We start from the raw sequence: 22,632 nt of genomic DNA, 5'->3' as shown, positions 1-22,632 counted from the left end.
TATTGAATATTTTGTGACGAATTTGTGAATGAGACACTCATAAAAACATCCTCCATTGTGGAGGATATCCTTATTATCATGACCCATTCCGTTACATATTACACACCGCGGGACCGATCTCGTATTTGGAAAGCGTTGATGGTTGACATCGTTTTTTCTTTTTGAAGTCGAAGAAACGACGAATCTTTATCTTTTAGTTCATTAATCTCTTTATTAATCCGAAAAAGGCAATCTGTGCAAAACTTTTGTTTTCGAATGGATCTGGAACATGCAGCACAGGGATAGCTCAAGTTCGGATAATCCGTCATCAGCAGCTTGCCCTCCCTCATCCATCCATATAATTGCTCCAATGGGACGCCGGTAACCGAGCTTAATTGCTCGCTGGTAGATCGATGATTCTTGCGTAAAAATTCATGGCAGTTTGTTAGCAAACCATCTAGGCTGCGACTGCAATCGGAGCATTGGTTTCGCATATTTTTCTGGAACACTTTTCCACATCTAGGACAGTTAGCTACCATTAATTGGGGAACCGACATGCTCTATCACATCCCTTGTTCGTATCCTTGCAAGGACACGATATAGTTCAAATTAACTATATATTAGCATGGTTTCGCCCATTTTCATAGTTCTCTGGAATCTTAATTTACATAAACCCCAATGAATAGACCTATTTCATTCACATTCTTATGTTTAGTTGCTGAAAAGAACAGTAGGCGACCGCGGATCGTTTTAAGTTGTTTTAGTTTAGCCCAACCTTTTCAAAGCACCCTTCAATAATGATCTTTTTCTTTTCATAGTAGGTAATGGCATGTTCGCCTAATGCAATCTCTTTCCATCCCTTTAATAGCGATCTACACGAATCAACACTGTAAAAATATCTTTCAATAGGATGCTCTTTTTTTGCGTCTTCATCATTGAGCGAATTTAATCTTAACAGAAATAGGCAATGATCCGTTAACATTCTTCTAATTTCATTCAATATACCGCTTAAAGTATTCTCATCAAAATAGTGCAATGACAACCCAGCTATAATAACCTCAAATCGACTGTTCTCATAAGGAAACTTATTCTTCGTATCATGATGCAAGACTTGAACGTTAGGCATGTTCGTTTGGACAATGGACAAAGCAACTTCTGAAAAGTCGGTGGCAGTCACACTAAAGCCTTTGCTTGCCAACAATTTTGTATCATTTCCACTACCACAACCAATTTCAAGAATATTTTTGAAACCTCTCTGCTGCAAAATGGGAAGATAGCTATTCAACCATGATTCCTGTTCATTGTATTGAAGACCTTTTTCATTAACTTGATTATACTGTTCATTCCACATGTCCAATGCATTTTTATTTGGAATATCCATGATATCTTCTCCTATGCTTAAGTAAATTGTTAGTTATATGGCTCATTGTTAGAATGGCACCCTGTGGATTCGGATCGGCCCGTCAATCACTCCGAGTTTCGATCCTTTCGTCAAGTACCGATTTCCATGTTGAGCCAGTTTTTGATATACAAATTTCAGAAAGAATAAAGTTGGCATACACCAATTATACTAAATCCATCTTACGAAGGCTGTTTTTCTTACAGGTATGTGATGTTGATTCGCCCAATCCATCATCGCTTCAAGAGCATCGACTTGGTTATCCTCATCTGCAAATTCAAAACAATATCTTAATGGAACTATTTTTTTACCAACCGGTTTTACGCCTATTATTTTCCCAGAGATCAAAATCGCTTTAATACTTTGTGTACAGGTTTCTGTCTTGTCGATTACAAGCCCCCTGTCATTCAAGCACAATGTAACAGGTTTTTGCATTGTTCTTATCAAAGAGATAATGAATATCATTACGTAAAATGAAATCAAAACAATGTTCATAAAAAATAACGTATCTACTTTATGAATGTTGAGATTTGGACTTATTAGCATGATCAGTATCGACATAAATCCCATCATTTTTATTGCAGAAGGATTCTTTACTCTAACACATGTGCTCATCGTCTGATAGACCTCATTTCTATTTTCCTTTCTTACCTTTTTGCCATAAGATAAAAGATAGGATTACACAAATAATTCCTACAATAAGGGCGGGAACGAATAACAAAAAAAAGGAATAAAACGATCATTGACAAAAGCAGCCACAACATGTGAATACCTCCAGGTTTTTAACTACATATATGGGAATTTTTTATGGGCCGCTGCCTGCACTGACTACTTTCCATCCCGATGACTTCTTATCCAAATAAAAAAAGTAAACATTATTTCCACTTAATCTACCTTGTCCTTCATTCCAAAAATGGTATTTACAATCACAAATTACGGACATTGCATAATTTCCATTTCCATGACCATCTTGATAACCATATCGGGGTTCACTAATACTTAGTATGATATATTGGGACGTTTTCTGGTGAAGGTACGCTTTAACCGCTTCTTCCGCTGTTGAATAGCCCGATTTATTAAAAACGAAGCTATAACCACTAATAACCATAACCAATATAACAATGATTACAAATGAGCTCTTTTTTGTCATCCAGACATTCATCCTCTTCATTTCTAATAGTGTAACATAGGAATAGACGCAATAACCCATAATTAGGTTTATCAGGAATTTATTAAAGGAAATTAAAAAACAAAAAGACTACTCTCCCTTCGAATTGTAAAATCCGATGGAAAGTAGTCATCATTCAAGAAATGTCTGTCCTACACGAAATGTCGAGCAATTTAAAGTGCTTCTATTATACCTAAAACTAATTTCAGAAACTTCGGTTTTACCTTCTCTGTCGTTTCCATAACTTCCGCATGCGAAAGCGGCTGATCCAAAATACCGGAAGCCATATTCGAGATACAAGAGAAGCCTAATACTTCTATGCCAGCATGCCTAGCGACAATGACTTCAGGAACCGTTGACATCCCTACGGAATCTCCGCCTAACGTACGGAACATACGAATTTCTGCTGGAGTTTCATAGTTAGGGCCAAGAAGACCTACATAAACCCCTTCTTGCAGATGAAAGTCCTGAGAAGCAGCAACATCATGAGCTAGCTTGCGAAGACGTTTGCTGTAAGCTTCCGACATATCGGGAAACCGGACACCAAGCGCGTTATCATTGGGTCCAATGAGCGGATTGCGGAAAGTCAGGTTGAGATGATCGCTGATCACCATAAGGTCGCCAACTTGATAAGATTCGTTAATTCCTCCGGCTGCATTTGTCACAATTAACGTTTCTACGCCGAGTTCTTTCATCACTCTGACAGGAAAAGATACCGTTTCGGCACCATAACCTTCATAGGCATGGAATCTGCCCTTCATCACAAGCACATTTTTACCTTTAATCGTACCTACAACTAATTCCCCTGCGTGTCCTTCCACCGTGGATACAGGAAAATGTGGAATTTGTGAGTAGTCAACAACGATTGGCTGCTCAATTAAATCTGCAAGAACCCCAAGACCTGAACCAAGAATAAGACCAATATGAGGTTTTATACCCGTTTCTTTACGAATAAAAGCCGCGGCCTCTTGAATTTGTTGAATCATGGACGTATCGGACATTTCTCAATTCCCCCTAATTGTTTTCCACTGAAGCATGTAACGTTTTATTTAAGTTGATCCAAGAAGCTTTTCCCTTGCTCTGGAGCCGTGACATTGAAATTGTCAGCAATCGTAGCGCCCAAATCAGCGAACGTAGCACGAATTCCAAGAGAGGCAGGGGATTGCAGGCTTGGACTATACAACAAAATAGGTACATATTCCCGTGTATGATCCGTTCCCGCATGTACAGGATCATTGCCATGGTCCGCGGTAAGAATCAACAAATCATTAGGTCCAAGACCTGCTTTCAGCTGCGGAACCCAAGCATCGAATTCTTCCAAAGATCGGCCGTATCCTTCTGGATCACGACGATGACCAAACAATGAATCAAAATCTACTAAATTCGTAAAAGCCAGCCCTTTAAATGAAGAGCCAAGCACCTCGATCGTTTTGTGAATACCATCCAGATTACTCTTGGTTGATGTGGCTTGCGTAACGCCTTCACCATCAAAAATATCGTTGATTTTACCGATGGCAATCACATCTAGACCTGCATCCTTCAAATGATTCATCACGGTAGGCGCAGGTGGCTTCACCGCATAATCATGACGGTTCGGAGTACGCTTGAAAGCTCCAGGCTCCCCTAAGTACGGTCTGGCAATAACTCGGCCTACCGTAAATTCACCTTCCAAGGTCATCTTCCTGGCAATTTCACAGGCCCTGTACAGCTCCTCCAGAGGAATAATATCTTCATGGGCCGCTAATTGGAACACACTGTCCGCAGATGTATAGACGATCCATGCTCCTGTCTTCATCTGTTCTTCGCCAAGCTCATCTAATATCTCAGTCCCGGAGGCCGGCTTATTGCCAATCACCTTACGTCCTGTCTCCTGCTCAAATTGCGCAATCAGCTTCTCCGGAAAACCTTCCGGATACACGTGAAAGGGAGTTGACATGTGAAGCCCCATAAGCTCCCAGTGTCCTGTCATCGTGTCTTTGCCAACGGAAACTTCCGCCATCTTCCCATAATACCCTTCCGGCGAGTCTGCTGCCGGGACACCTTGAATGTCGGCAATATTGCCCAGTCCTAAGCGCTGCAAGTGGGGTAAAGAGAAGTTGCTTACTTTCTCTGCAATGTGACCAAGTGTATGTGCCCCAAGGTCCCCAAACTTCTCTGCATCCGGTAATTCGCCGATGCCAACACTATCCAGTACGATTAAACTAATCCGTTCAAACCGCATGCCAGTCCCTCCAAGTCGAAAAAAATTTTACCACCTTTTATTATCCCATTTCTAATACATAAATGCAAAACAGCCACATCTCCTTTTTGGAAATGCCGCTGCTCTTTTACAAATTTGCTCTGGGATGCGCGCGATTGTAGACTTCTTTCATTTTATGCTTGGTTACCTGCACATACATCTGCGTTGTCGAAATATCCGAATGGCCGAGCATTTCTTGAACAGAACGCAGATCCGCTCCATTCTCTATGAGATGCGCCGCAAAAGAGTGCCGCAAAGCATGAGGTGTAATATCGCTTTGAATATTAATCACCTGGGCATATCGCTTAAGAATTTTCCAAAAACCTTGCCGCGTCATTCTGGTGCCCAAATGCCCAATGAATAAAGCTTCTTCATCGGCCGTTTTCTTCAAAAGCTTGAATCGATAAGTCTGTATATAAGTCGTTAAACAACGGGTAGCAATTGAACTGATCGGAATATTGCGTTCTTTATCCGCTTTTCCGATACAGCGTATGAAACCCATCTGTAAATTGACATCCGATACATTCAAGGAAATGAGTTCAGAGACTCGAATCCCTGTTGCATATAGCAGCTCCAGCATCGCTTTATCACGTCCACCACTTACGAGTTCCGTTTGCGGCGCCTCCAACAGCTTTTCTACATCTTGAACTGTCAATACCTTTGGAAGCTTTTTTTCCAGCTTAGGAGACTCAACATAAAGCGTAGGATCCGCTTGAATAATACGCTCCCTGAGTAGATATTGATACAGTGCGCGTATAGAAACCAGATTGCGAGATTGGGTCGCCGAGGCTCGTCCAAGCAATCTTAGCTGTGCCAGGTAACCTGTAATGTGGGTTTTACTTGATTCTACCCACGTCGTTATGCCTTGCTGCTCTAAATAAGCAGCATATTGCTGCAGATCTCTTTCATAGGACTCCAATGTATTTCGAGATAAACCCCGTTCAATGGATAGTACTCGGATGAAAGACTGCAAGTCATTCGTCATCATGCCGTCATACTCCTTTGTTATCATGCCATGTCTTGTTCTTTTAGCATTCAACAATGGCTCCGGAATCTCCTCTTTTTTTCGATTCATTCACCATACCAATAAAATAAACGCAGCCGATCACCCATGGATCCTGAATTCGTAGTCGTGTGCGGATGTTGTCCAAACACTTTGACAGCCTTGCCTGAGGGTGTTTTGTATTTATGCAGAGGTTCAATCCAGCTCGTTAAAACCATCATGCCTTGATATATGACAACCGTCAGCACCATGAATAATAAAATAAACCGCAAACGAACGACCAATTTTCGATAGGAAAAAATCATACCCATCCTCTTTTCTTAGCATTCTTTAGGACAAGATATGATGAAAGCCATCTATTTATGACAGATCGGATAACTTCACATAGGACTTCCCTAAAGCATCGGCAACAGCTGCATGGGTGACGCAGCCTTTATGCGTATTTACGCCAAGCTGAAGCGGGTAGTTGCCATTAAGCGCCTGGTTCAATCCTTTACTAGCTATTTCTAGTGCATAAGGGAGGGTTACATTCGTGAGAGCAAGCGTCGATGTCCTAGGTACAGCTCCAGGCATATTAGCAACTGCATAATGAAGCACCCCATGCTTGACATAAGTCGGATGACTATGGGTCGTAACTCGATCAATCGTTGCTATGGATCCTCCCTGATCAACGGCCACATCCACGATGACGGCTCCAGCCTTCATGCCTTGCACCATTGTTTCTGTCACAAGTCTAGGAGCTCTCGCTCCCGGAACGAGAACGGCGCCAATCAAGAGATCAGCTTTTTGCACAGCACTCGCAATATGTGAAGGATTGGACATTAAGGTTCGCAAACGACCTCCGAATATGTCGTCTAATGTTCTCATCCGCTCAGCACTTCTCTCGATAATAACGACATTTGCGCCAAGTCCCAATGCCATTTTGGCCGCATTCGTGCCAACAATGCCCCCACCCAGAATGATCACATCCGCTGGCGGCACACCTGGAACCCCTCCTAATAAAATACCACGACCTCCATAAAACTTTTCCAAGTAATGAGCACCTATTTGGACAGACATTCTACCTGCGACTTCGCTCATTGGCGTTAACAAAGGCAGTGAGCCATTCGCTAATTGAATCGTTTCATAGGCAATACCCGTTACGCCATTATGGATCAATTGGTCAGTCAATTCTCCGGCAGCAGCCAAATGCAAATAAGTGAACAAGATCAAACCATCCCGGAAATAAGGATATTCTTCTGGAAGAGGCTCTTTAACTTTCATAATCATATCGCACTGTGCCCATACTTCAGCTGTATCCGATATCATAATAGCGCCTTCTTGCACGTATTCTTCATCCTCAAAGCCACTGCCAACACCGGCACCCGACTCCACCCAAACCATGTGGCCTGCATGCACGAGCATCCCTGCCCCACTGGGCGTTAATGCAACCCGATTTTCATTGTCTTTAACTTCCTTGGGTACACCGATTTTAAAAGGTTGTTGTGTAATGGAATCCACCTTCTTCCTCATTTTCCTTAGTCATAATGTACCCAAGCCTCCCATCCATTTATGTGAGTCTGATTGATGTATCCATGTAGTCCATGCATAAAAACCGCACAAAAATGCCCGTAGGCATCAGATGCTTACGGGCATTTTCCTTGTATGAACAGTTTCTATTCCGAAGCTGTTGTTTTGGATTTGTCCAATGAGTCCGGTTTCCCGCGGTCATTACAGCGATAACATATCCCTTGAAAATCAAGTCGATGATCCAGCACTTGAAAATGGAAGTCTTTTTCCAGGCGTTCCTCTAAAGGTCCGAGCCAATCTTCCATAATTTCATCCACGCTTCCGCATTGAACGCAGATTAAATGATGATGATGATGACGTGTACTGTCGTCACGTAGGTCGTAACGGGCTACACCATCGCCAAAATTCATCTTTTCCAAGACATGCAGCTCACTCAGAAGCTCCAAAGTCCGGTATACCGTAGCCAGACCGATTTCAGGAGCTTTATCCTTCACCAGCATAAACACATCTTCAGCGCTTAGATGATCTTGTTCATTCTCAAGCAGTACGCGTACCGTCGCTTCCCGTTGAGGGGTAAGCTTGTACCCTCGGGATTGCAGTTGTTGCTTGATCTTCTCGATTCTTGCTTCCATATGCCTCCCCCTCAGAAAGGTGGGCATCCAAGCCCATTTTTAGCCACTCTTTTTATTATAGGGGGTTTAGTCTTGGAAAGTCAAACAGAACATCGCACAATGTTAGCCATACAAGCCTATAAGCATCGGCGTAACCCATTTCATCATCATCTGTGAGAAGTATCCTTCCCATAGGGAACTCCCAGAAGGAACACACCCATGAGGAGCGTAATCGATGTATACCGCATGAAAGGTTGATACATCGTGCCATTTCGAGACATAAAACGATTCTTGATCATATATATCGAGAACGACATCGCAGCTACACTAGCAAAAAGAATAGCCGGAATGACAATCAAATTTTGCGGAGCCACCGAAACTAAAGCGAACAGCATTCCCTTCCACGACATCTGTCCGACTAGATAACCAACTGTAAAGCCAATCAACACACCTTTGAGAAAATCAAGAACCAAGATTAACGGCAGTCCGACAATGGACAAACCAAACAGCCAGATCAACAAGAGCCACTTCATATGCATGCCAAAAGCTTGGACAAAAGATTGCTGGCTATCAAATTCCGCACCATCGTTCACTTCTTGAAAAAAGCTGCCCAGATGGCGTGTCATTTCCTGCTTTTGTTCCATGGACAGCGCATTGACCATCACGGCACCAAAAACGACCCCAATAACGAAAAGCACAGAGATGAATATAAAGAGCGGCAAATTCTCTTTGATATACTGTTTCATCGATAGGTTCCTATTCATCTCGCTGCCCCTTCCTTGTACAACCTCTACAAAGACAAGCTTATGAAGCAGCATTGAAATCTATGAACGATTTTTAACTTTTCCGTATTTCCCTCCCCCACCAACCTCAAGCTGCAAACTGCCTTCTCGCGCTTGTACGATGAAAGAAGCGATAAGCTCACCTGTTACACCAGCGAGTTCTTCCTCTGAGGTGCGATGCAGAACGTTCATTTCAGTTCCGAAACGTTCTAATAGCTGATCAAGCTTTTTGCGTCCCAAGCCAGGGATAAATTCAAGCGGAACTTGATACTGGTAGGGAGGCCGATATGACGGCATATTTGGGAAATCTCGATCTGCCAGTGATAGGATGCGATCCATAACTCCACGCACGATCTTGGTGCTGCCGCACTCGTAACAACGTTCAACCGCTGTAATCGTCTCGTCTTGAATAGATTCGCATTTCGCACAATAGGTCCTGTGGTATTTACCCAATCGTGGATTAAGCCCATAGTTCGCTATAATGCCACGTCCATCTTCTCGACGCAAAGCTTTAACAAGCTCTGTATACGTAGGAGCAGCCAATTGAATCTGATTGTATTCTCTGCCGATTTTCCCAAGCGAATGCGCATCCGAATTGGTTATAAAGGTGAAAGGGTCCAACTCTGAAATCAGTCCAGCCATTTCTGAGTCCGCGCTAAGACCAAGTTCAACAGCGGCAATCCCATCTAAATCAAGTAGATGCTCCATTCTTGTGGAAGAGCTTCCGTACACACTTTTGTGGGGAGTGAAGATATGAGCAGGAATGAGAATACCTCCTCTGCCCAGCACCTCCTCCTGCAGCACACGGGCAGGCACGTAAATCCGTTGTGAACTAAGCTCCACATTTTTCATGTGACTCTTCATCCACTGCGTAAAGCCTTGCATAGTCGATAGGTCCGGCATGTAAGCAAGAAGATGTGCAGGGCCCATACCGGGATCGCGCACCTCGATTTCACTGCCTAGCATGATGGTAGTATCCCGATAACGGATACCACCCCCTGCTTGTTCCTGCATCTCTCCCTGATCTAAATACCGCTCAATATCATCCTGCACGGAAGGCGACTGACAATCGATGATGCCGATCATTTCCATTCCCTTTCGAGCTGAGGCTTCATGGGCAATATTGAAAAAAGTCAGATCATTCGAAGCGCTAATTTTCACCGCTTGTCCATTCTCTGATCGGCCGATGTGAATATGGAGATCCGCATATAAAGATTTCATATCTAAATTTGGCCTGTTAAGCGATACAACTGCCAGGCATATACAGCCATTATTGTTTTTGCATCGCTGATTCTTTGTTCTCGAATGTACTGCTGAGCTTGCTCAAGCGTGATTGCTTCGCATGTCAAAAACTCATCCTCGTCCGGATTTGCCTCACCTTTTACTAAATCTTCCGCAATAAAGAGATGGACAATCTCGTCTGCGAACCCTGGGGACGTATAGAAAGAACTGACTAGCTTTACGTTATCCGTCCGGTAGCCCGTCTCTTCCTCCAACTCCCGTAAGGCAGCATGAAGCGGCTCTTCCCCTGCATCCAGCTTACCCGCGGGAATTTCTACTTGGCTTCTCTCCAACGGCTTCCTATACTGTTCGACAACAATCATTTTATCTCCAAGTAAAGGAATGACGGCTACAGCTCCGGGGTGTTTGACGATTTCTCTTGTTGCCGTTTCACCATTAGGCAGTAAGACATGATCCACCTGCAGCGAAATGATTCTCCCTTTGAAAATAGCTTCTGTTTTAACTGTTACTTCTTCGAATTTTTTGTTTAATGTCATACGAACACCTCATTGGGATCAAATTGGCATATCTTGTCCTACTCCTGCATATCGTTCATTATATCAAAACTTTACCTGGAATGAGGGAATTGGATATGAAGAGCTATGTAACGGATCGGCAAATTCGTCTTGTAGGAAAGGCTTGGGAAATTAAGCGTCATTTACAGCTCATGCTGCAGCAGGGAGGGAACAATATTACGTTGGCGGATTATGTACTTGCCTCGCCCAATCCGCAGCAGAACAGATCGCTTGAAAAAAAGCGGGGTCCGCAAATAATCCCCTTCCCATTGAGGTAATGGCGTTCGGATAAAAGGAAAAAGCAGCAGCTATTTCATCAATGGATATCGGCGGCATCGTTATGATCTGATGCTGGCGCAGACTTTCCACTTGCACGTTTAGGATTGCATTTTCGTCGTCTTCCAGCATAGGCAAAGGGACTACAGCGGGGCACTTCGCCGCTACTTGCAGCGCAGTTTGTGTATGATGACTAAGACCAATATGGCGTTTACGCTGATCACGGAAGGAAATACGCGGAATAACGATTGGGATTCCGCCAAGCGCGCGGACAGCATTTACCAATTCTCCGACCTCGATACCGGAATAACCGTAACGTGTATCCGTACCCACTATACCAGGACCCATCGTTACGATACACAAATGTGCCCCAGCAGCATGCTTCGCTGCAAGTAAAGCGCTGAATTTATTTACCGCCTCCATTTTACCGCCGTAGGCTTGCCCATACGTAATCGTTGCTGCGAGCCAGCCTAGCTGCTCCAACAAGGCCACATGCTGACTCCAAACTAGAGGGAGCGCTCCGCCATCTGTCATCACATAGGCAATCTTCTGCTCTATCCCTGAAATTAAATTTTGATATTTGATCCAACTCATCGCCACGGGCAGCATACTATGAAGCTCTCCTAATAGAACGGGCATCCCTTCTAAGGTGCTATGGCTATTAAAATGCAAATGATAAGGACTGTCCTCTTCTTCAACGCTCAACACACGCCGCTGTAGAGGGGTGTATTTGAGCTTCATGATGTGTCCCTTTGTGGACGTATTCGGAGATGATCGAACATCTGAAATTGAGCTGTTTAAGATTGCTGCAACGAGATGGAAACCACCCGACCCAAGATGAAGTTCCTCCGCCGCAACATTTAGCTGAACCTCATCTCCTTTTTCCAAAAGCCGCCATTCATCCGTGTAATGCACAGCTTTTGCATATTCCCCATTTTTCATTAGCACCTCTACAATTTGCAGACCCTCTCTAATGGACAAGCTCTCCATTACTGTTCCTTGCCCCCACATGGCATGATCGCCTCCTTCATGAACCTACTCTTGGAATCCTATGATCATTCGAGCATGTTCATGTGTCAGAGAAGGCATACTTTGACGAAAAAACCGACTAGCCGCCTTGTAGGCATACTAATCGGTTCATTTGAAATGTCTGAAATTAGGTTAAAATCAATTAAGCTTTGGCCGCTTCTTTCACGATAGCTACAAGCAATTCAGCTGTTTTAACCAAATCATCAATTGCAATATGTTCATTGGTCGTATGGATATCATGGTAGCCAACTGCCAAATTCACCGTCGGAATACCCATGCCATTGAAGATGTTTGCATCACTGCCCCCACCTGAATGAAAAGTACGCGCTGTTAATCCTAGCGTAGAAAGAGCTCTGGCTGTCAATTGCACAACAGGCGCCGAATCATCATGCATATAGGAAGCATATACGATATCGGCTTTAAACTCACAAGTCGTTCCCGCATCCGCAGCCGCTGATTCACAAGCTTGTTTCATCGCAGCAATTTGCGCTTCCAGCTTATGCTGAACGATACTGCGAGCTTCCGCTTCGAGCTTCACCTTATCACACACCACATTCAGTGGACCCACACCTGAAAAGCTGCCAATATTAGCCGTTGTTTCGTTATCAATGCGACCTAGAGACATCCGAGAAACAGCCTTACTCGCTACTTGTATAGCGCTGATTCCATCCTCTGGGTTTACTCCGGCGTGAGCCGATTTACCATGGAAAATAATTTCAATTTCCGCACGACCAGGCGCTGCTGTTGCAATGTCGCCAATGGCACCATTTGAGTCAAGCGCAAAACCGAATTCCGCTTCCATTACACTGCGATCCATGGCGCGAGCGCCTTTAAGACCACTTTCTTCTCCTACCGTGATCACGAATTGAATTCGTCCATGGGGGATTTTTTGCTCTTTTAGGACAAGGATACCCTCCAGCATTGCTGCAATTCCCGCTTTGTCATCACTGCCAAGAATCGTCGTGCCATCGCTGCGAATAAAGCCGTCTTCGCCAATAATCGGTTTAATGCCTTTACCCGGTGCTACCGTATCCATATGGGAAGTAAAGAAAATGGTTGGTATCGCGGCATTGTTGTCGGTAGCTTCGAGTGTACAGATCAAATTGCCTGCGCCGTGACCACTTTTGCCCTTGGAATCATCTTCGACCACATGTAACCCCAAGCTGCTGAATTTCTGTTTTAATACGACGCAAATGTCTTGCTCGAATCTGGTTTCACTGTCTACCTGAACAAGTGAAATGAATTCTTGAATCAAACGTTCTTGCTGAATCATGGACTTTCCTCCAATACACACTATGAGTTACAATAAAAACAGGACAAGTTTTACGAAAAAGGAGTGAACCTTCGTGCAAAATAACAGACGCTGGTTTAAAGTCGTTATCTACATTATGCTCATTACAATGGTGCTATCCAGCATATTGTTTACAGCTGGCTTATTTTTTGATTCATAGGTTTAGTAAATTTTCGTCTCGGCGTTATAGCTCTCCAAGTTTTCCTTCACTCTTTGCAGGAACCTTCCACAGATGACACCATCCAGAATACGGTGATCTAGGGATAAACAGAGGTTAACCATCGAGCGAACCGCGATCATATCTTGGATCACAACAGGCTTCTTCACAATCGATTCGAAGGTCACAATTGCCGCTTGCGGATAATTGATGATCGGATAAGACAGAATCGAACCGAAGGAGCCTGTATTATTAACCGTAAACGTACCGCCTACCATATCATTCAGCGATAGTTTCCCCGCACGCGTTTTCTTCGTAAGTTCATCGATTTCTCTGGCAAGGCCTGCGATATTTTTTTGATCAGCCTTTTTAATAACCGGGGTCATAACCGAATCTTCGGTTCCGACTGACAAGGAGATGTTAATATCCCGCTTCACGATAATTTTATCTACCGCCCAAACGGAGTTAATGATGGGATAGTCTTTGATCGCATTAACGACCGCTTTTAACATAAAAGCGAGATACGTCAAATTAATGCCTTCGCGGCGCATAAATTCGTCCTTCACTTTGTTCCGCAGCACGACCAAATTGGTCACATCAACTTCAATCATCGTCCATGCGTGAGGAATTTCCGTCACGCTTTGCTTCATACGGGAAGCAATCGCGTTACGAATCGGCGTCACATCGATGAAGTGCTCATTGCGGGAATCCAGAGAATGCCCCTCCGCTTCAATAAGCGCGTTTGCGGATTCGCTGACAAATGAATGCCCGAGCTTCTTACAGGCATTGTGGAGGCTGCCGCTTCAACTGTCGTTGCAGGAACAGGGACACTCGCTGCTTGTGAAGCTATCGTCGGCTGGTTTGGCTGAGTCACAGCAGAAACAGCAGCAGGAACTGTTCTCGCTCCTCCAGATGCTATGAATTGTTCAACATCCTTACGTGTAATTCGTCCGCCAAGACCGGTTCCCGGAACGCGAGCCAAGTCTACTTGATGATCTTGTGCCATGCGATGAACGGCGGGAGAATAACGGCCTCTCATACTTTGATCGGCATCCTCGGACAATGCGGCTATTGGAGAATTGCTGATTCCGGCATCCGCAGCCCCTGTTTGAATTGATTCTGCGCCTGGTTCTTCAATCAAGCAGATGGCTTCCCCAACTGCCGCGGTTTCGCCATCCCCGACGATGATTTTGACAAGCTTTCCTTCTATGGGGGAAGGCATTTCTGTGTTTACTTCTCCGTGAAAAGCTCGCACAATACCTCATATTGTTCGATATAATCGCCTGGCTGCTTAAGCCATTTGCCAATTGTAGCCGAGACGAGGCTTTCCGCCAAATGCGGAACAACAACCTCCGTCAATCGGCTGTTCGTTTGATTCATATTTGTACCTCCTAAGTTCAGGAAATGATCATTCATAAGGAATTAAGAACAAGTATTGCAATGCTTTAGAACATAGCCAATTTGCGCATAGCATCCTTCAGTTTATCGGCGTTAAGCAGGAAGAACTTCTCCATAGGTGGATTGCTGCCTACTGCTGGAACGTCTGGTCCACATAGTCTGGCAATGGGAGCATCGAGCTCAAACAGCATTTCTTCTGCGATAATCGCGGATACTTCCGCGCCAACGCCGCCTGTTTTGTTATCTTCATGAGCGATGAGCACTTTGCCGGTCTTCGCTACCGCTTCCAAGATAGCTTCTTTATCCAGAGGCTGCAAGGAGCGTAAATCAAGGACATGCGCAGAAATGCCTTCTTTAGCCAGCTCTTCAGCTGCTAACAAAGCATAATTAACAACCATGCCATAGGCGATGACCGTAATATCCGTCCCTTCGCGCTTAATATCAGCCTTTCCAATCGGTACGATGTAATCATCATCAGGTACTTCCGCTGACAATGCCAGATAGCACTTCTTGTGCTCGAAAAAAAGTACGGGATCGGCATCGCGAATCGCAGCTTTCAAAAGTCCCTTTGCATCATACGGATTTGAAGGCGCTACAATTTTAATCCCGGGCGTACCAAAAAAAACGGATTCCGGACATTGCGAGTGATACAAAGCACCAGCACCCGTCGCTCCATAAGGGGCACGAATGACAATCGGGCAGGTCCAGTCATTATTCGAACGGTAGCGGATCTTGGCCGCTTCGCTAAGTATTTGATTCGTTGCCGGGAAAATAAAATCAGCAAACTGGATTTCAGCAATGGGCTTCATCCCATACATCGCCGCACCAATAGCCACACCTACAATAGCTGACTCCGCCAAGGGTGTATCGAGCACACGATCTTCACCAAACAAATCGCGCAGCCCTTTCGTCGTGTTCAAGACGCCACCTTTGCCCACATCTTCACCAAGTACGAACACATTGTCATCCTGCTGCATTTCCTCTTGCATCGCTGAACGAATCGCTTCTAAGTACGTTATAACAGCCATAATCTATTTGCCATCTCCTTCCGCATAAACATGGAGGAGCGTATCTTCCGGGTTCGGATAAGGAGCGAGATCCGCATACTTCGTAGCTTCATTAATCTCCTGCTTTTGCCGTTCCTGAAGCTCGCGATCCTGCTCTTCGCTCCACAGACCACATTCCATTAAGTACTCTTTAAATTTCAAAATGCCGTCTTTTTGACGGTTTTGTTCGACTTCTTCCTTCGTCCGATACAGCATGTCATCATCGGAAGTGGAATGCGGCATGAGTCGGTAGGAAACCATTTCAATCAATGTTGGTCCCTCGCCGCGAATCGCTCTTTCTCTTGCTTCTTTCGTTACGCGATACATTTCCAATACATCGCTTCCGTCAACTTGAACGCCTGGAAATCCATAGCCCAGCGCACGATCTGCAATTTTCCCTGCAACTTGCTTATGAAGCGGAACGGAAATGGCGTACTGATTATTTTCACAAACAAAAATGACTGGCAGCTTGTGTACCCCGGCAAAATTACAACCTTCATGAAAATCCCCCTGATTGCTGGAGCCTTCACCAAAGGAAACGAAAGTGACAAAATCTTGCTTTTTCATTTTCGCGGCCAATGCAATACCTGCTGCGTGAGGCACTTGCGTAGTCACTGGAGAGGAACCTGTTACGATATGGTTTTTCTTATCGCCAAAATGCCCCGCCATCTGTCTGCCGCCACTGTTCACATCCTCTGCTTTGCAAAAAAGAGCAAGCATCAAATCCTTTACAGTCATTCCAACGGAAAGAACAAGTGCATAATCTCGATAGTAAGGCAAGAAATAATCTTTTTGAGCCTTCAGTGCGAAAGCCATGCCTACCTGACCTGCGTACTGACCCATACCAGAAACGTGAAAGGGTACTTTGCCTGCGCGTTGAAGCATGAAAGCTCTCTCATCATATTTAGCTGCAAGACTCATAACGGTGTACATACGAACGACTTCATCATCTGATAAATCTAATGTTCTATGCTTATTAAGCTGACCAATGGACATGGAGGTTGCCTCCTTAAGAAATAGTTAGCTGATCTCATTTTTTAATACCTGGTCCTAAGACTTGACCCTATAAACGTATTATAAACGCAAATGCGCATGATTACAATTTTTTATCCGCTAATCGCAATCCCGTCCACCGCTAGCATTGCTTCACCCAAAGCCTCAGATAACGTAGGGTGCGGATGGATCGTTTGTCCCACTTCCCATGGTGTGGCATTCAACACCTGCGCAAGCGCCGCTTCTGTAATACTGTCAGTCACATGCGGACCGATCATATGTACACCAAGGATATCGTTCGTTTCGCTATCCGCAATCACTTTGACGAAGCCATCGGATTCGCCGTATACCAGCGCTTTGCCAATCGCTTTGAAGCTGAACTTGCCTGTCTTCACCTTATGTCCTTGATCAATAGCTTGCTGCTCTGTCCAACCGACGCTGGCGATTTCCGGTCTTGTGTAGGTACATTTGGCAACGAGATGAGTCTGCAACTCATGCGGCGTTTGGCCAGCGATGTGCTCAGCAGCCAAGATCCCTTCATGGCCAGCCATATGCGCAAGCATAAGACCGCCGATCACGTCACCCACCGCATAGATATGTGACTCCGTGGTTTGCATGAAACGATTCACACGAATAACACCCTTATCGATCTTAACATCTGTGCTCTCGAGTCCAATTCCCTCGATATTGGCGACGCGTCCTACAGATACGAGTACTTTGTCAGCCGTAAGCTCAATCATTTCTCCTTGCTTGTCCGCTTTCAAAGTAACTGAACCTTCTGCTCTTTGCACAGATTCCGGAAGCACCTTAGCTCCAGTCACAAGGTTTATCCCGCGTTTCTTGAACACGCGTTCCAGTTCCTTTGAAGTCTCCGCATCTTCCAAGCTGACAAGCCGCTTATCAAGTTCCACAATCGTTACCTCAACGCCAAAATCACGGAGCATCGAGGCCCATTCAACCCCAATCACTCCGCCACCGACAATAATAATGGATTTCGGCAATTGTTCCATCCGCAAAGCTTCTTCGCTTGTCATAATATGTGTACCGTCGGCTTCCAAACCTGGCAAACTGCGCGGTCTGGAACCGGTGGCAATAATCAAATTGGTAGACAACAGAGTCTCGATATCCCCGTCTTCCTTCTCTACTGAAACAGCTCCGCTGCGCGGCGAAAAAATAGAAGGACCGATGATTCGACCATTGCCATAATGAATCGTAATCTTATTTTTTTCATCAAGAACTGAAGCCCTTGATGTAGTTGATCTACAATGCGCTGTTTACGACCGAGCACGCGATCAAAATGAAGTTCAACATTTGCGGCTGTAATGCCGTATTCTTCGCTATTGATCATAGTTGCGTAAACTTCTGCACTGCGAAGCAGCGATTTACTTGGAATGCACCCTTGATGCAAACAGGTGCCTCCGAGCTTGTCCCTTTCAACGACTGCTACCGTTTTGCCTAACTGTGCAGCGCGAATTGCCGCGGTATATCCGCCAATACCTCCGCCTAATACGACCACATCATATCTATATTCACTCATGATTTGCTCCTCCTTATCAAACATTCGATAACACATATGTATACGGTTGTCTCTATTATATTACCCTTTTTCGAGAATGAAATCATAGTCTTATTTGTGAATTAGACACACTAACCGTTTCAGAGTATGATGATAGAAAACAGAAGTACTAGGACGAAGGAGCAGCTATGAGAGCGCCATTTTATCGATTTATTGCCATTCTTTTACTTGTTATACCTGGCTTGACGGCTACCTATGGCTTTCTTGCGATGAAGGATGCCATTTTTGCCCAATTCAACACGGACGGTCATATGCTTTGGGGCAAATTTTTCCTGGGCCTCGTGTTATTTCTCATCGGTGTCTCTTTCATTGGAGGCTGGACATTCTTCCGTGATCGCAAACGCAATTATGTTGCGCCGAGATTTAAAGCCCCGCGCCGCAAATAAGACCGGACTTTATGTCGGCCCAAGCGGTCTAGCCAATTCAGAATCCGATTCCGTTCGATGACATGGGTCAGCGAGCTTATTTCCGCCTGCTTATGGACGTAGATTAATAAAACAACAAGCACAAGTTGAGGCAGCCATGGCATCACCTGGATGAAGCTATAACCAAGGGTAAATCCAAGTAGATTGCGCCGGCATCTCCAAGCATACCTTTTGCTTTTAGATCCGTGCCATACAATACAAGTCCACCCATACATACAGGAATCATTGGAAAAAGAGACGCTATGCCGCTGACCAGACATCCATATACGAAAACTGCGCTAGAAACACCAAGGAATACTTTCAAGGATCTTCCCGGACGAACATCCAGTAAGTTCATCGTATTCGTGCTCAGTGTGACGAGTATGAGCCCAACCCCCATCTGCCAGATGGGGGTTTGCTCTTGTCTACCGACTGCTACCAGCCAGGCTGCTGTACCTAACGTGCCTATGGCTTTGACCGCCCCCATAGATAACGTCCCATTTTCTTTGCAATATCGCATGTGTCCTTTAAAGCCTTTCACGACCTTACTGCCCATTAAATCATCTGTCCAGCCTAACAAGAAAATGAAAGTAGCCGCCAAGGTATACACCCGGAAATTAGCTTCAATAGAATGAAAAAAACTTGACCATTGAGCAGTATGCAGTAAATCAAAAGCCTTACTAATCAGTGTCAGAAAAAGCTCCTGCAGCCATACGAGCATGCTTAACATAATCCCCATGCCACGAGGGATGGATACCCCTTTATAGTTTGGCTCGACTTGACCATGCGCCTCCAGAAAGCGCTGGACATGGGGCAGCATCCACCTCCCCAGAGCTCCAAGGACGATCAGATCGAGGATCGATCCGATGATGACCATACCGGCTTCCTCTCCTTCCAGCGAGTCAGAAGGGCCACCCCTACCGCGACAAATTGCTTGCCGCGGTGCACGAATCCGTGCCAGTCCCGCCCCGTTTCACGGTGCGTAATCGGCACCTCCAGCTCTACGATACGCAGGCCGCGCCGCGCCGCATCAATCGTTAAGGCAACTTCCACGCCGAAGCCGCGTGGCAGACGTCCCAGCTCCTGCAGCCGATCAGCACGCACCGCGCGCTGTCCGGACAAGGGAGCTGCGGTTTGATAGCCGCTGAGACGGTGAATACCGCGGCGCGCCAAGCCCTTGACCAAGCCGAAGCCTGCACGGGTACCGGAGGGCAATAGCTTAGCTATCGCCATGTCCGCTTCATGCCGCAGCAAGGGCTGGATAAGAAGCAGCGCATGCCCGGCGGTCGTTTGCAGGTCAGCGTCAAGAAAGAGCAGCACTTCCCCCTGCGCTCTGGCAATTCCAGACTGCAGCGCCGCGCCCTTTCCTTGGCGCTTTTTATGTCTGACCAGCACATCCACCCAAGGCCAGGCGACCTCCACCGTTTTATCACGGCTGCCATCATCGACAACAATAATTTCAAACCGCCATTCATTATGCCAAATCAAATCTGCATGCTCTTCAATGCATCTCAATGTTTGCTCGATCGTGCCCTCTTCATTCCATGCCGGAATAATAATAGAGAGATAAGGCTTCATTCGACCCCACCCAGCTTTCCAACCACATGGGATATTTGTTTCGCAATCCAGCGGGTTTGGAGCAGGGCAAGTCCAACAAAAAGGAGTGACAGCAAAACAGTCATCCAAGCTTCTTTGCCGTGTAATGAAGGCGGTTGATATAACAGCTCCATACTTTTAATATCCACCAGACGCGCACCGATTTTCATACGGACAAGCAAGGTGCTTCCCATTCCTCCCCTACCTTTTTCCATAAAATCAATCATATGCGTATGCGCCCCTACCGTTACTAACCACTCTGCCCGATTCTCGAAAGCAAGTAAAAGGGCTGCATCTTCACTTGTGCCGAAGCAGGGAAAGATCTGGGCGTGCAATCCCAATTCAACTATGCGTGCCATTCCGGGAGCTTGTCCATCCGTATAGGCATGAACGATCAGATCAGCGCCGCTATAAAGCGCTTGGTCCGTTACACTGTCCATATCACCAATAATAATATGCGGTTGGTAGCCGCTTTCCATAAGCGCATCAGCACCCCCATCTACACCGATCAAAATGGGTCGCACTTGTTGAATAAAAGCTTTTGCCGCCAATAAATCTTTCTTATATCCTTTCCCTCTGGAGACGATCATCACATGTTTGCCTTCCAAATCAGTTCGCAGGGACGGCTGAGGAATCGGGGACATGACAGCTTTCTTTTCACGAATGGCATAGGTTAGTGTATTTTCGATAAATTGGTCCAACAGGTGCTCGGCTTGCGCATTGGCGAGCTGGTGCAGATGAAGCCAGTCCTCACGCTTAAAAGCCTTGCATGCGATGACCTGTTCCTTACAGACAATGGATTCTTCATATATAGCGATATCAGAATCAGTAACCAAGATATCGAAGGCGGATAAATCCGCATCCCAAATCGGAATGTTATGCTGCAGCAGAAGCAGTGGCCCTTGCGTCGGATATGTGCCGCTCATAGTTTCCCGACAATTAATGATCGCCTTCACTTTATGATCAATTAGCTCTTGAGCAATGACCTCATCTATATCCCTATGCTGGAGGACAACAATTCTTCCTATCGGCAGCTTGCGAAGCAAAACTTTAGTTATCTCTCCGGCGCTAACCTTTCCTTTACAAAGCGGCAACGGTTTGGACGTAAACAAGGACAAAGAAGACCAATTCATGATAGACACCGACTTTCCTTTCGCCTCATGATTAGCCTTATTTTGTCCTTTACCCCTATATTCTATGTAAATTTTGCCTTTATCCTTATTATTCTTCAATAACTTCCCATTCCACTTGAATCATCCGATCAACCCAAGCGCGGATTTTCATTTCGATCGCACTTTCAATCTCTTCATCTGTCATTTCACCAAGCTTGTGCTCGGCAATTTCAATAACATCCTGTTTAACCTGATCTCCGGCTACCGCCAGCTGAACCCCAATACGCATACTTGCCTCCCCTTTCCTTACGCGATATTATTTTAATAATAAAACTTTCCATTGCCACTAAACATCGACCTGCTTACAATAAAAGAGAACCACCATGATTTCGAGATGAAAAGAGGAGATACGCATGTCGCAATCCCAAGCACAAAAAAACAGAAAAACGCGCTCTACGCGAAGGCAAGCTTGATCCTGCCATTCAGCGGTTGCATTGGAACGGTGTAAGTCCCCTTACCAAAACAACACCTACGCGGAAGGAAAGACTCTCCAGACAAGATCATAAGCACAAATCAAGGAATATGAACCATACGCATGGGGAACATTCCTTTTTTCATGTCTCCTAAAATTCTAACCTTCGTTTCTATGTTCTGCCGCATAGCGTATCAAGGCATCGCTTTCCTCAGGACGAAATTTATACTTGCAATCAAACCCGTTGAAATATAGTTTAAGCTCCTGTACGCTGCCATCTTCCTTCAATTCCAGTTCTGCCACATACAGAGAATCAGGCTCATCCTCGAACTGAAGACCAATGTGAAAGTGGACTCTGCCATCAACGATTTCGCGTTCACAATAGTCCATAATCATGCCACAATCCCTCCTATTGAATAAAATCTCGTTTATTTATATAATATACTAATGCACCCAAGCTAACAAAGATGAGGGCATGCTAGTTTGAGGAGGAATTACTATGGCATATGATCCGCAGGTTGTAGATGCAACAATAGTTAGTGATAATAAGAAAAACGGTCTTTTCGAAGTCGTAGTCTCATTGAAAGATCGGAACAAATGCCGTCTGTTCTTTGAAAGAGATTCCGAAACCGGCATCGGTAAAGTGACGGATTTGAATAGATTGATGAAAGAACCTTGCCCTATCTGCCGTAAAGACTATCTTTGCAATTGCCTTGATCGTTACAAAGATCACATTGCAGATCAAGCTCTGACTTTCATAAAATAATGACATGACGCATGACAAACCCCTTATCGG

Annotated in this window: 26 protein-coding genes and 2 pseudogenes; 4 read left to right on the top strand and 24 right to left on the bottom strand. The window is 45.1% G+C overall.

All coding sequences use genetic code 11. From position 1 onward, the window contains the following. Positions 1 to 98: 98 nt before the first annotated feature. The 13 genes from FU659_RS36365 to FU659_RS13990 form a co-directional block, all read right to left on the bottom strand. Positions 99 to 473 carry a hypothetical protein gene (locus FU659_RS36365; RefSeq protein WP_222708549.1) on the bottom strand — a complete coding sequence of 125 codons (375 nt, stop codon included), beginning with the start codon at positions 471 to 473 and terminating at the stop codon, positions 99 to 101. A 266-nt stretch (positions 474 to 739) separates the two neighbouring features. Continuing rightward, a complete protein-coding gene (locus tag FU659_RS14045; protein WP_147948152.1) occupies positions 740 to 1,360 on the bottom strand; it encodes a class I SAM-dependent methyltransferase in 621 nt (206 codons plus the stop codon). Positions 1,361 to 1,549: 189 nt separating this feature from the next. Then, positions 1,550 to 1,951 (bottom strand): hypothetical protein, encoded by a 402-nt coding sequence (locus tag FU659_RS14040; protein WP_222708548.1) that lies wholly within the window; start codon positions 1,949 to 1,951, stop codon positions 1,550 to 1,552. A 232-nt stretch (positions 1,952 to 2,183) separates the two neighbouring features. Beyond that, positions 2,184 to 2,528 (bottom strand): hypothetical protein, encoded by a 345-nt coding sequence (locus tag FU659_RS14035; RefSeq protein WP_147948150.1) that lies wholly within the window; start codon positions 2,526 to 2,528, stop codon positions 2,184 to 2,186. A 191-nt stretch (positions 2,529 to 2,719) separates the two neighbouring features. Beyond that, positions 2,720 to 3,547, bottom strand: coding sequence for a purine-nucleoside phosphorylase (locus FU659_RS14030; RefSeq protein WP_147948149.1), 828 nt, complete (start codon positions 3,545 to 3,547; stop codon positions 2,720 to 2,722). A gap of 44 nt (positions 3,548 to 3,591) precedes the next feature. Next, positions 3,592 to 4,767 (bottom strand): phosphopentomutase, encoded by a 1,176-nt coding sequence (gene deoB, locus FU659_RS14025; RefSeq protein WP_147948148.1) that lies wholly within the window; start codon positions 4,765 to 4,767, stop codon positions 3,592 to 3,594. A 106-nt stretch (positions 4,768 to 4,873) separates the two neighbouring features. Continuing rightward, positions 4,874 to 5,770, bottom strand: a complete 897-nt coding sequence (xerD, locus tag FU659_RS14020) for a site-specific tyrosine recombinase XerD (RefSeq protein ID WP_147948170.1) — start codon at positions 5,768 to 5,770, stop codon at positions 4,874 to 4,876. Between the two features lie 86 nt (positions 5,771 to 5,856). Beyond that, complete coding sequence (locus FU659_RS14015; RefSeq protein WP_147948147.1) at positions 5,857 to 6,093, bottom strand: DUF4227 family protein; 237 nt, start codon at positions 6,091 to 6,093, stop codon at positions 5,857 to 5,859. Positions 6,094 to 6,148: 55 nt separating this feature from the next. Then, a complete protein-coding gene (gene ald, locus FU659_RS14010; RefSeq protein ID WP_261807816.1) occupies positions 6,149 to 7,288 on the bottom strand; it encodes an alanine dehydrogenase in 1,140 nt (379 codons plus the stop codon). 155 nt (positions 7,289 to 7,443) lie between these two features. Further along, positions 7,444 to 7,929: a ferric iron uptake transcriptional regulator gene (gene fur, locus FU659_RS14005; protein ID WP_147948145.1), complete on the bottom strand. Its 486-nt coding sequence runs from the start codon at positions 7,927 to 7,929 to the stop codon at positions 7,444 to 7,446. A gap of 146 nt (positions 7,930 to 8,075) precedes the next feature. After that, a complete protein-coding gene (spoIIM, locus tag FU659_RS14000; RefSeq protein WP_315971315.1) occupies positions 8,076 to 8,672 on the bottom strand; it encodes a stage II sporulation protein M in 597 nt (198 codons plus the stop codon). A gap of 60 nt (positions 8,673 to 8,732) precedes the next feature. Continuing rightward, on the bottom strand, positions 8,733 to 9,911 hold the full coding sequence (locus FU659_RS13995) for an endonuclease Q family protein (protein ID WP_147948144.1): 1,179 nt from the start codon (positions 9,909 to 9,911) through the stop codon (positions 8,733 to 8,735). A gap of 2 nt (positions 9,912 to 9,913) precedes the next feature. Beyond that, positions 9,914 to 10,468 carry an NUDIX hydrolase gene (locus FU659_RS13990; RefSeq protein WP_147948143.1) on the bottom strand — a complete coding sequence of 185 codons (555 nt, stop codon included), beginning with the start codon at positions 10,466 to 10,468 and terminating at the stop codon, positions 9,914 to 9,916. Between FU659_RS13990 and mciZ the strand changes: the two genes are divergently transcribed. Further along, positions 10,462 to 10,764 carry a Z-ring formation inhibitor MciZ gene (gene mciZ / locus FU659_RS38815; RefSeq protein WP_147948142.1) on the top strand — a complete coding sequence of 101 codons (303 nt, stop codon included), beginning with the start codon at positions 10,462 to 10,464 and terminating at the stop codon, positions 10,762 to 10,764. The two genes, FU659_RS13990 and mciZ, sit on opposite strands and share 7 nt — an antisense overlap. Here mciZ and FU659_RS13980 read toward each other — a convergent pair. After that, positions 10,664 to 11,773 (bottom strand): DUF3866 family protein, encoded by a 1,110-nt coding sequence (locus FU659_RS13980; RefSeq protein ID WP_147948141.1) that lies wholly within the window; start codon positions 11,771 to 11,773, stop codon positions 10,664 to 10,666. The genes mciZ and FU659_RS13980 overlap by 101 nt on opposite strands. Positions 11,774 to 11,933: 160 nt before the next feature. After that, positions 11,934 to 13,064 carry a M20/M25/M40 family metallo-hydrolase gene (locus tag FU659_RS13975; RefSeq protein ID WP_147948140.1) on the bottom strand — a complete coding sequence of 377 codons (1,131 nt, stop codon included), beginning with the start codon at positions 13,062 to 13,064 and terminating at the stop codon, positions 11,934 to 11,936. 73 nt (positions 13,065 to 13,137) lie between these two features. Here FU659_RS13975 and prli42 point away from each other — a divergent pair, with 73 nt between their 5' ends. Further along, positions 13,138 to 13,242 (top strand): stressosome-associated protein Prli42, encoded by a 105-nt coding sequence (prli42, locus tag FU659_RS35465; RefSeq protein WP_187274142.1) that lies wholly within the window; start codon positions 13,138 to 13,140, stop codon positions 13,240 to 13,242. Between the two features lie 2 nt (positions 13,243 to 13,244). Here the strand turns inward: prli42 and FU659_RS37155 are convergent. The 4 genes and pseudogenes from FU659_RS37155 to lpdA form a co-directional block, all read right to left on the bottom strand. After that, a pseudogene (locus FU659_RS37155) lies at positions 13,245 to 14,619 on the bottom strand (dihydrolipoamide acetyltransferase family protein). Between the two features lie 65 nt (positions 14,620 to 14,684). Beyond that, complete coding sequence (locus tag FU659_RS13955) at positions 14,685 to 15,665, bottom strand: alpha-ketoacid dehydrogenase subunit beta (protein WP_147948137.1); 981 nt, start codon at positions 15,663 to 15,665, stop codon at positions 14,685 to 14,687. Positions 15,666 to 15,668: 3 nt separating this feature from the next. Continuing rightward, complete coding sequence (locus FU659_RS13950; RefSeq protein ID WP_147948136.1) at positions 15,669 to 16,679, bottom strand: thiamine pyrophosphate-dependent dehydrogenase E1 component subunit alpha; 1,011 nt, start codon at positions 16,677 to 16,679, stop codon at positions 15,669 to 15,671. Between the two features lie 110 nt (positions 16,680 to 16,789). After that, positions 16,790 to 18,213 (bottom strand): annotated as a pseudogene (lpdA, locus tag FU659_RS13945) (dihydrolipoyl dehydrogenase). A gap of 167 nt (positions 18,214 to 18,380) precedes the next feature. On the opposite strand from lpdA, the gene FU659_RS13940 reads away from it, so the two are divergent. Beyond that, positions 18,381 to 18,638, top strand: a complete 258-nt coding sequence (locus tag FU659_RS13940) for a DUF2627 domain-containing protein (protein ID WP_147948135.1) — start codon at positions 18,381 to 18,383, stop codon at positions 18,636 to 18,638. Positions 18,639 to 18,780: 142 nt separating this feature from the next. Here the strand turns inward: FU659_RS13940 and FU659_RS13935 are convergent, their stop codons facing one another. From FU659_RS13935 to FU659_RS13915, 5 genes are all read right to left on the bottom strand, one after another. Further along, positions 18,781 to 19,533, bottom strand: a complete 753-nt coding sequence (locus FU659_RS13935; protein WP_147948134.1) for a hypothetical protein — start codon at positions 19,531 to 19,533, stop codon at positions 18,781 to 18,783. Beyond that, a complete protein-coding gene (locus FU659_RS13930; RefSeq protein WP_147948133.1) occupies positions 19,503 to 20,234 on the bottom strand; it encodes a glycosyltransferase family 2 protein in 732 nt (243 codons plus the stop codon). The genes FU659_RS13935 and FU659_RS13930 overlap by 31 nt, the downstream gene beginning before the upstream one ends. Beyond that, entirely contained in the window at positions 20,231 to 21,385 is a 1,155-nt protein-coding gene (steA, locus tag FU659_RS13925) for a putative cytokinetic ring protein SteA (protein WP_147948132.1), read from the bottom strand. The genes FU659_RS13930 and steA overlap by 4 nt, the downstream gene beginning before the upstream one ends. An 88-nt stretch (positions 21,386 to 21,473) precedes the next feature. Further along, the gene (locus FU659_RS13920; protein WP_147948131.1) at positions 21,474 to 21,653 is read right to left on the bottom strand and encodes a hypothetical protein; all 180 of its coding nucleotides are present in this window, start codon (positions 21,651 to 21,653) and stop codon (positions 21,474 to 21,476) included. A 342-nt stretch (positions 21,654 to 21,995) separates the two neighbouring features. Further along, positions 21,996 to 22,232, bottom strand: coding sequence for a hypothetical protein (locus FU659_RS13915; RefSeq protein WP_147948130.1), 237 nt, complete (start codon positions 22,230 to 22,232; stop codon positions 21,996 to 21,998). A 103-nt stretch (positions 22,233 to 22,335) separates the two neighbouring features. On the opposite strand from FU659_RS13915, the gene FU659_RS13910 reads away from it, so the two are divergent. Continuing rightward, positions 22,336 to 22,602, top strand: a complete 267-nt coding sequence (locus tag FU659_RS13910; RefSeq protein WP_147948129.1) for a hypothetical protein — start codon at positions 22,336 to 22,338, stop codon at positions 22,600 to 22,602. Positions 22,603 to 22,632 lie beyond the last annotated feature (30 nt).

The sequence above is a fragment of the Paenibacillus sp. N3.4 genome (assembly GCF_008017805.1).
In the GTDB taxonomy this organism is placed as follows: Bacteria; Bacillota; Bacilli; order Paenibacillales; family NBRC-103111; genus Paenibacillus_E.
This window is presented reverse-complemented; position numbering and strand designations above follow the sequence as displayed.

Excerpts from the sequence above, each read along its gene's own strand:
- FU659_RS36365 (WP_222708549.1), bottom strand. The coding sequence starts at position 473 with ATGCGAAACCAATGCTCCGATTGCAGTCGCAGCCTAGATGGTTTGCTA.
- FU659_RS14045 (WP_147948152.1), bottom strand. The coding sequence starts at position 1,360 with ATGGATATTCCAAATAAAAATGCATTGGACATGTGGAATGAACAGTAT.
- FU659_RS14040 (WP_222708548.1), bottom strand. The coding sequence starts at position 1,951 with ATGATGGGATTTATGTCGATACTGATCATGCTAATAAGTCCAAATCTC.
- FU659_RS14035 (WP_147948150.1), bottom strand. The coding sequence starts at position 2,528 with ATGACAAAAAAGAGCTCATTTGTAATCATTGTTATATTGGTTATGGTT.
- FU659_RS14030 (WP_147948149.1), bottom strand. The coding sequence starts at position 3,547 with ATGTCCGATACGTCCATGATTCAACAAATTCAAGAGGCCGCGGCTTTT.
- deoB (WP_147948148.1), bottom strand. The coding sequence starts at position 4,767 with ATGCGGTTTGAACGGATTAGTTTAATCGTACTGGATAGTGTTGGCATC.
- xerD (WP_147948170.1), bottom strand. The coding sequence starts at position 5,770 with ATGACGAATGACTTGCAGTCTTTCATCCGAGTACTATCCATTGAACGG.
- FU659_RS14015 (WP_147948147.1), bottom strand. The coding sequence starts at position 6,093 with ATGATTTTTTCCTATCGAAAATTGGTCGTTCGTTTGCGGTTTATTTTA.
- fur (WP_147948145.1), bottom strand. The coding sequence starts at position 7,929 with ATGGAAGCAAGAATCGAGAAGATCAAGCAACAACTGCAATCCCGAGGG.
- spoIIM (WP_315971315.1), bottom strand. The coding sequence starts at position 8,672 with ATGAATAGGAACCTATCGATGAAACAGTATATCAAAGAGAATTTGCCG.
- FU659_RS13995 (WP_147948144.1), bottom strand. The coding sequence starts at position 9,911 with ATGAAATCTTTATATGCGGATCTCCATATTCACATCGGCCGATCAGAG.
- mciZ (WP_147948142.1), top strand. The coding sequence starts at position 10,462 with ATGTCATACGAACACCTCATTGGGATCAAATTGGCATATCTTGTCCTA.
- FU659_RS13990 (WP_147948143.1), bottom strand. The coding sequence starts at position 10,468 with ATGACATTAAACAAAAAATTCGAAGAAGTAACAGTTAAAACAGAAGCT.
- FU659_RS13980 (WP_147948141.1), bottom strand. The coding sequence starts at position 11,773 with ATGTGGGGGCAAGGAACAGTAATGGAGAGCTTGTCCATTAGAGAGGGT.
- FU659_RS13975 (WP_147948140.1), bottom strand. The coding sequence starts at position 13,064 with ATGATTCAGCAAGAACGTTTGATTCAAGAATTCATTTCACTTGTTCAG.
- FU659_RS13955 (WP_147948137.1), bottom strand. The coding sequence starts at position 15,665 with ATGGCTGTTATAACGTACTTAGAAGCGATTCGTTCAGCGATGCAAGAG.
- FU659_RS13950 (WP_147948136.1), bottom strand. The coding sequence starts at position 16,679 with ATGTCCATTGGTCAGCTTAATAAGCATAGAACATTAGATTTATCAGAT.
- FU659_RS13940 (WP_147948135.1), top strand. The coding sequence starts at position 18,381 with ATGAGAGCGCCATTTTATCGATTTATTGCCATTCTTTTACTTGTTATA.
- FU659_RS13935 (WP_147948134.1), bottom strand. The coding sequence starts at position 19,533 with ATGGTCATCATCGGATCGATCCTCGATCTGATCGTCCTTGGAGCTCTG.
- FU659_RS13930 (WP_147948133.1), bottom strand. The coding sequence starts at position 20,234 with ATGAAGCCTTATCTCTCTATTATTATTCCGGCATGGAATGAAGAGGGC.
- steA (WP_147948132.1), bottom strand. The coding sequence starts at position 21,385 with ATGAATTGGTCTTCTTTGTCCTTGTTTACGTCCAAACCGTTGCCGCTT.
- FU659_RS13920 (WP_147948131.1), bottom strand. The coding sequence starts at position 21,653 with ATGCGTATTGGGGTTCAGCTGGCGGTAGCCGGAGATCAGGTTAAACAG.
- FU659_RS13915 (WP_147948130.1), bottom strand. The coding sequence starts at position 22,232 with ATGATTATGGACTATTGTGAACGCGAAATCGTTGATGGCAGAGTCCAC.
- FU659_RS13910 (WP_147948129.1), top strand. The coding sequence starts at position 22,336 with ATGGCATATGATCCGCAGGTTGTAGATGCAACAATAGTTAGTGATAAT.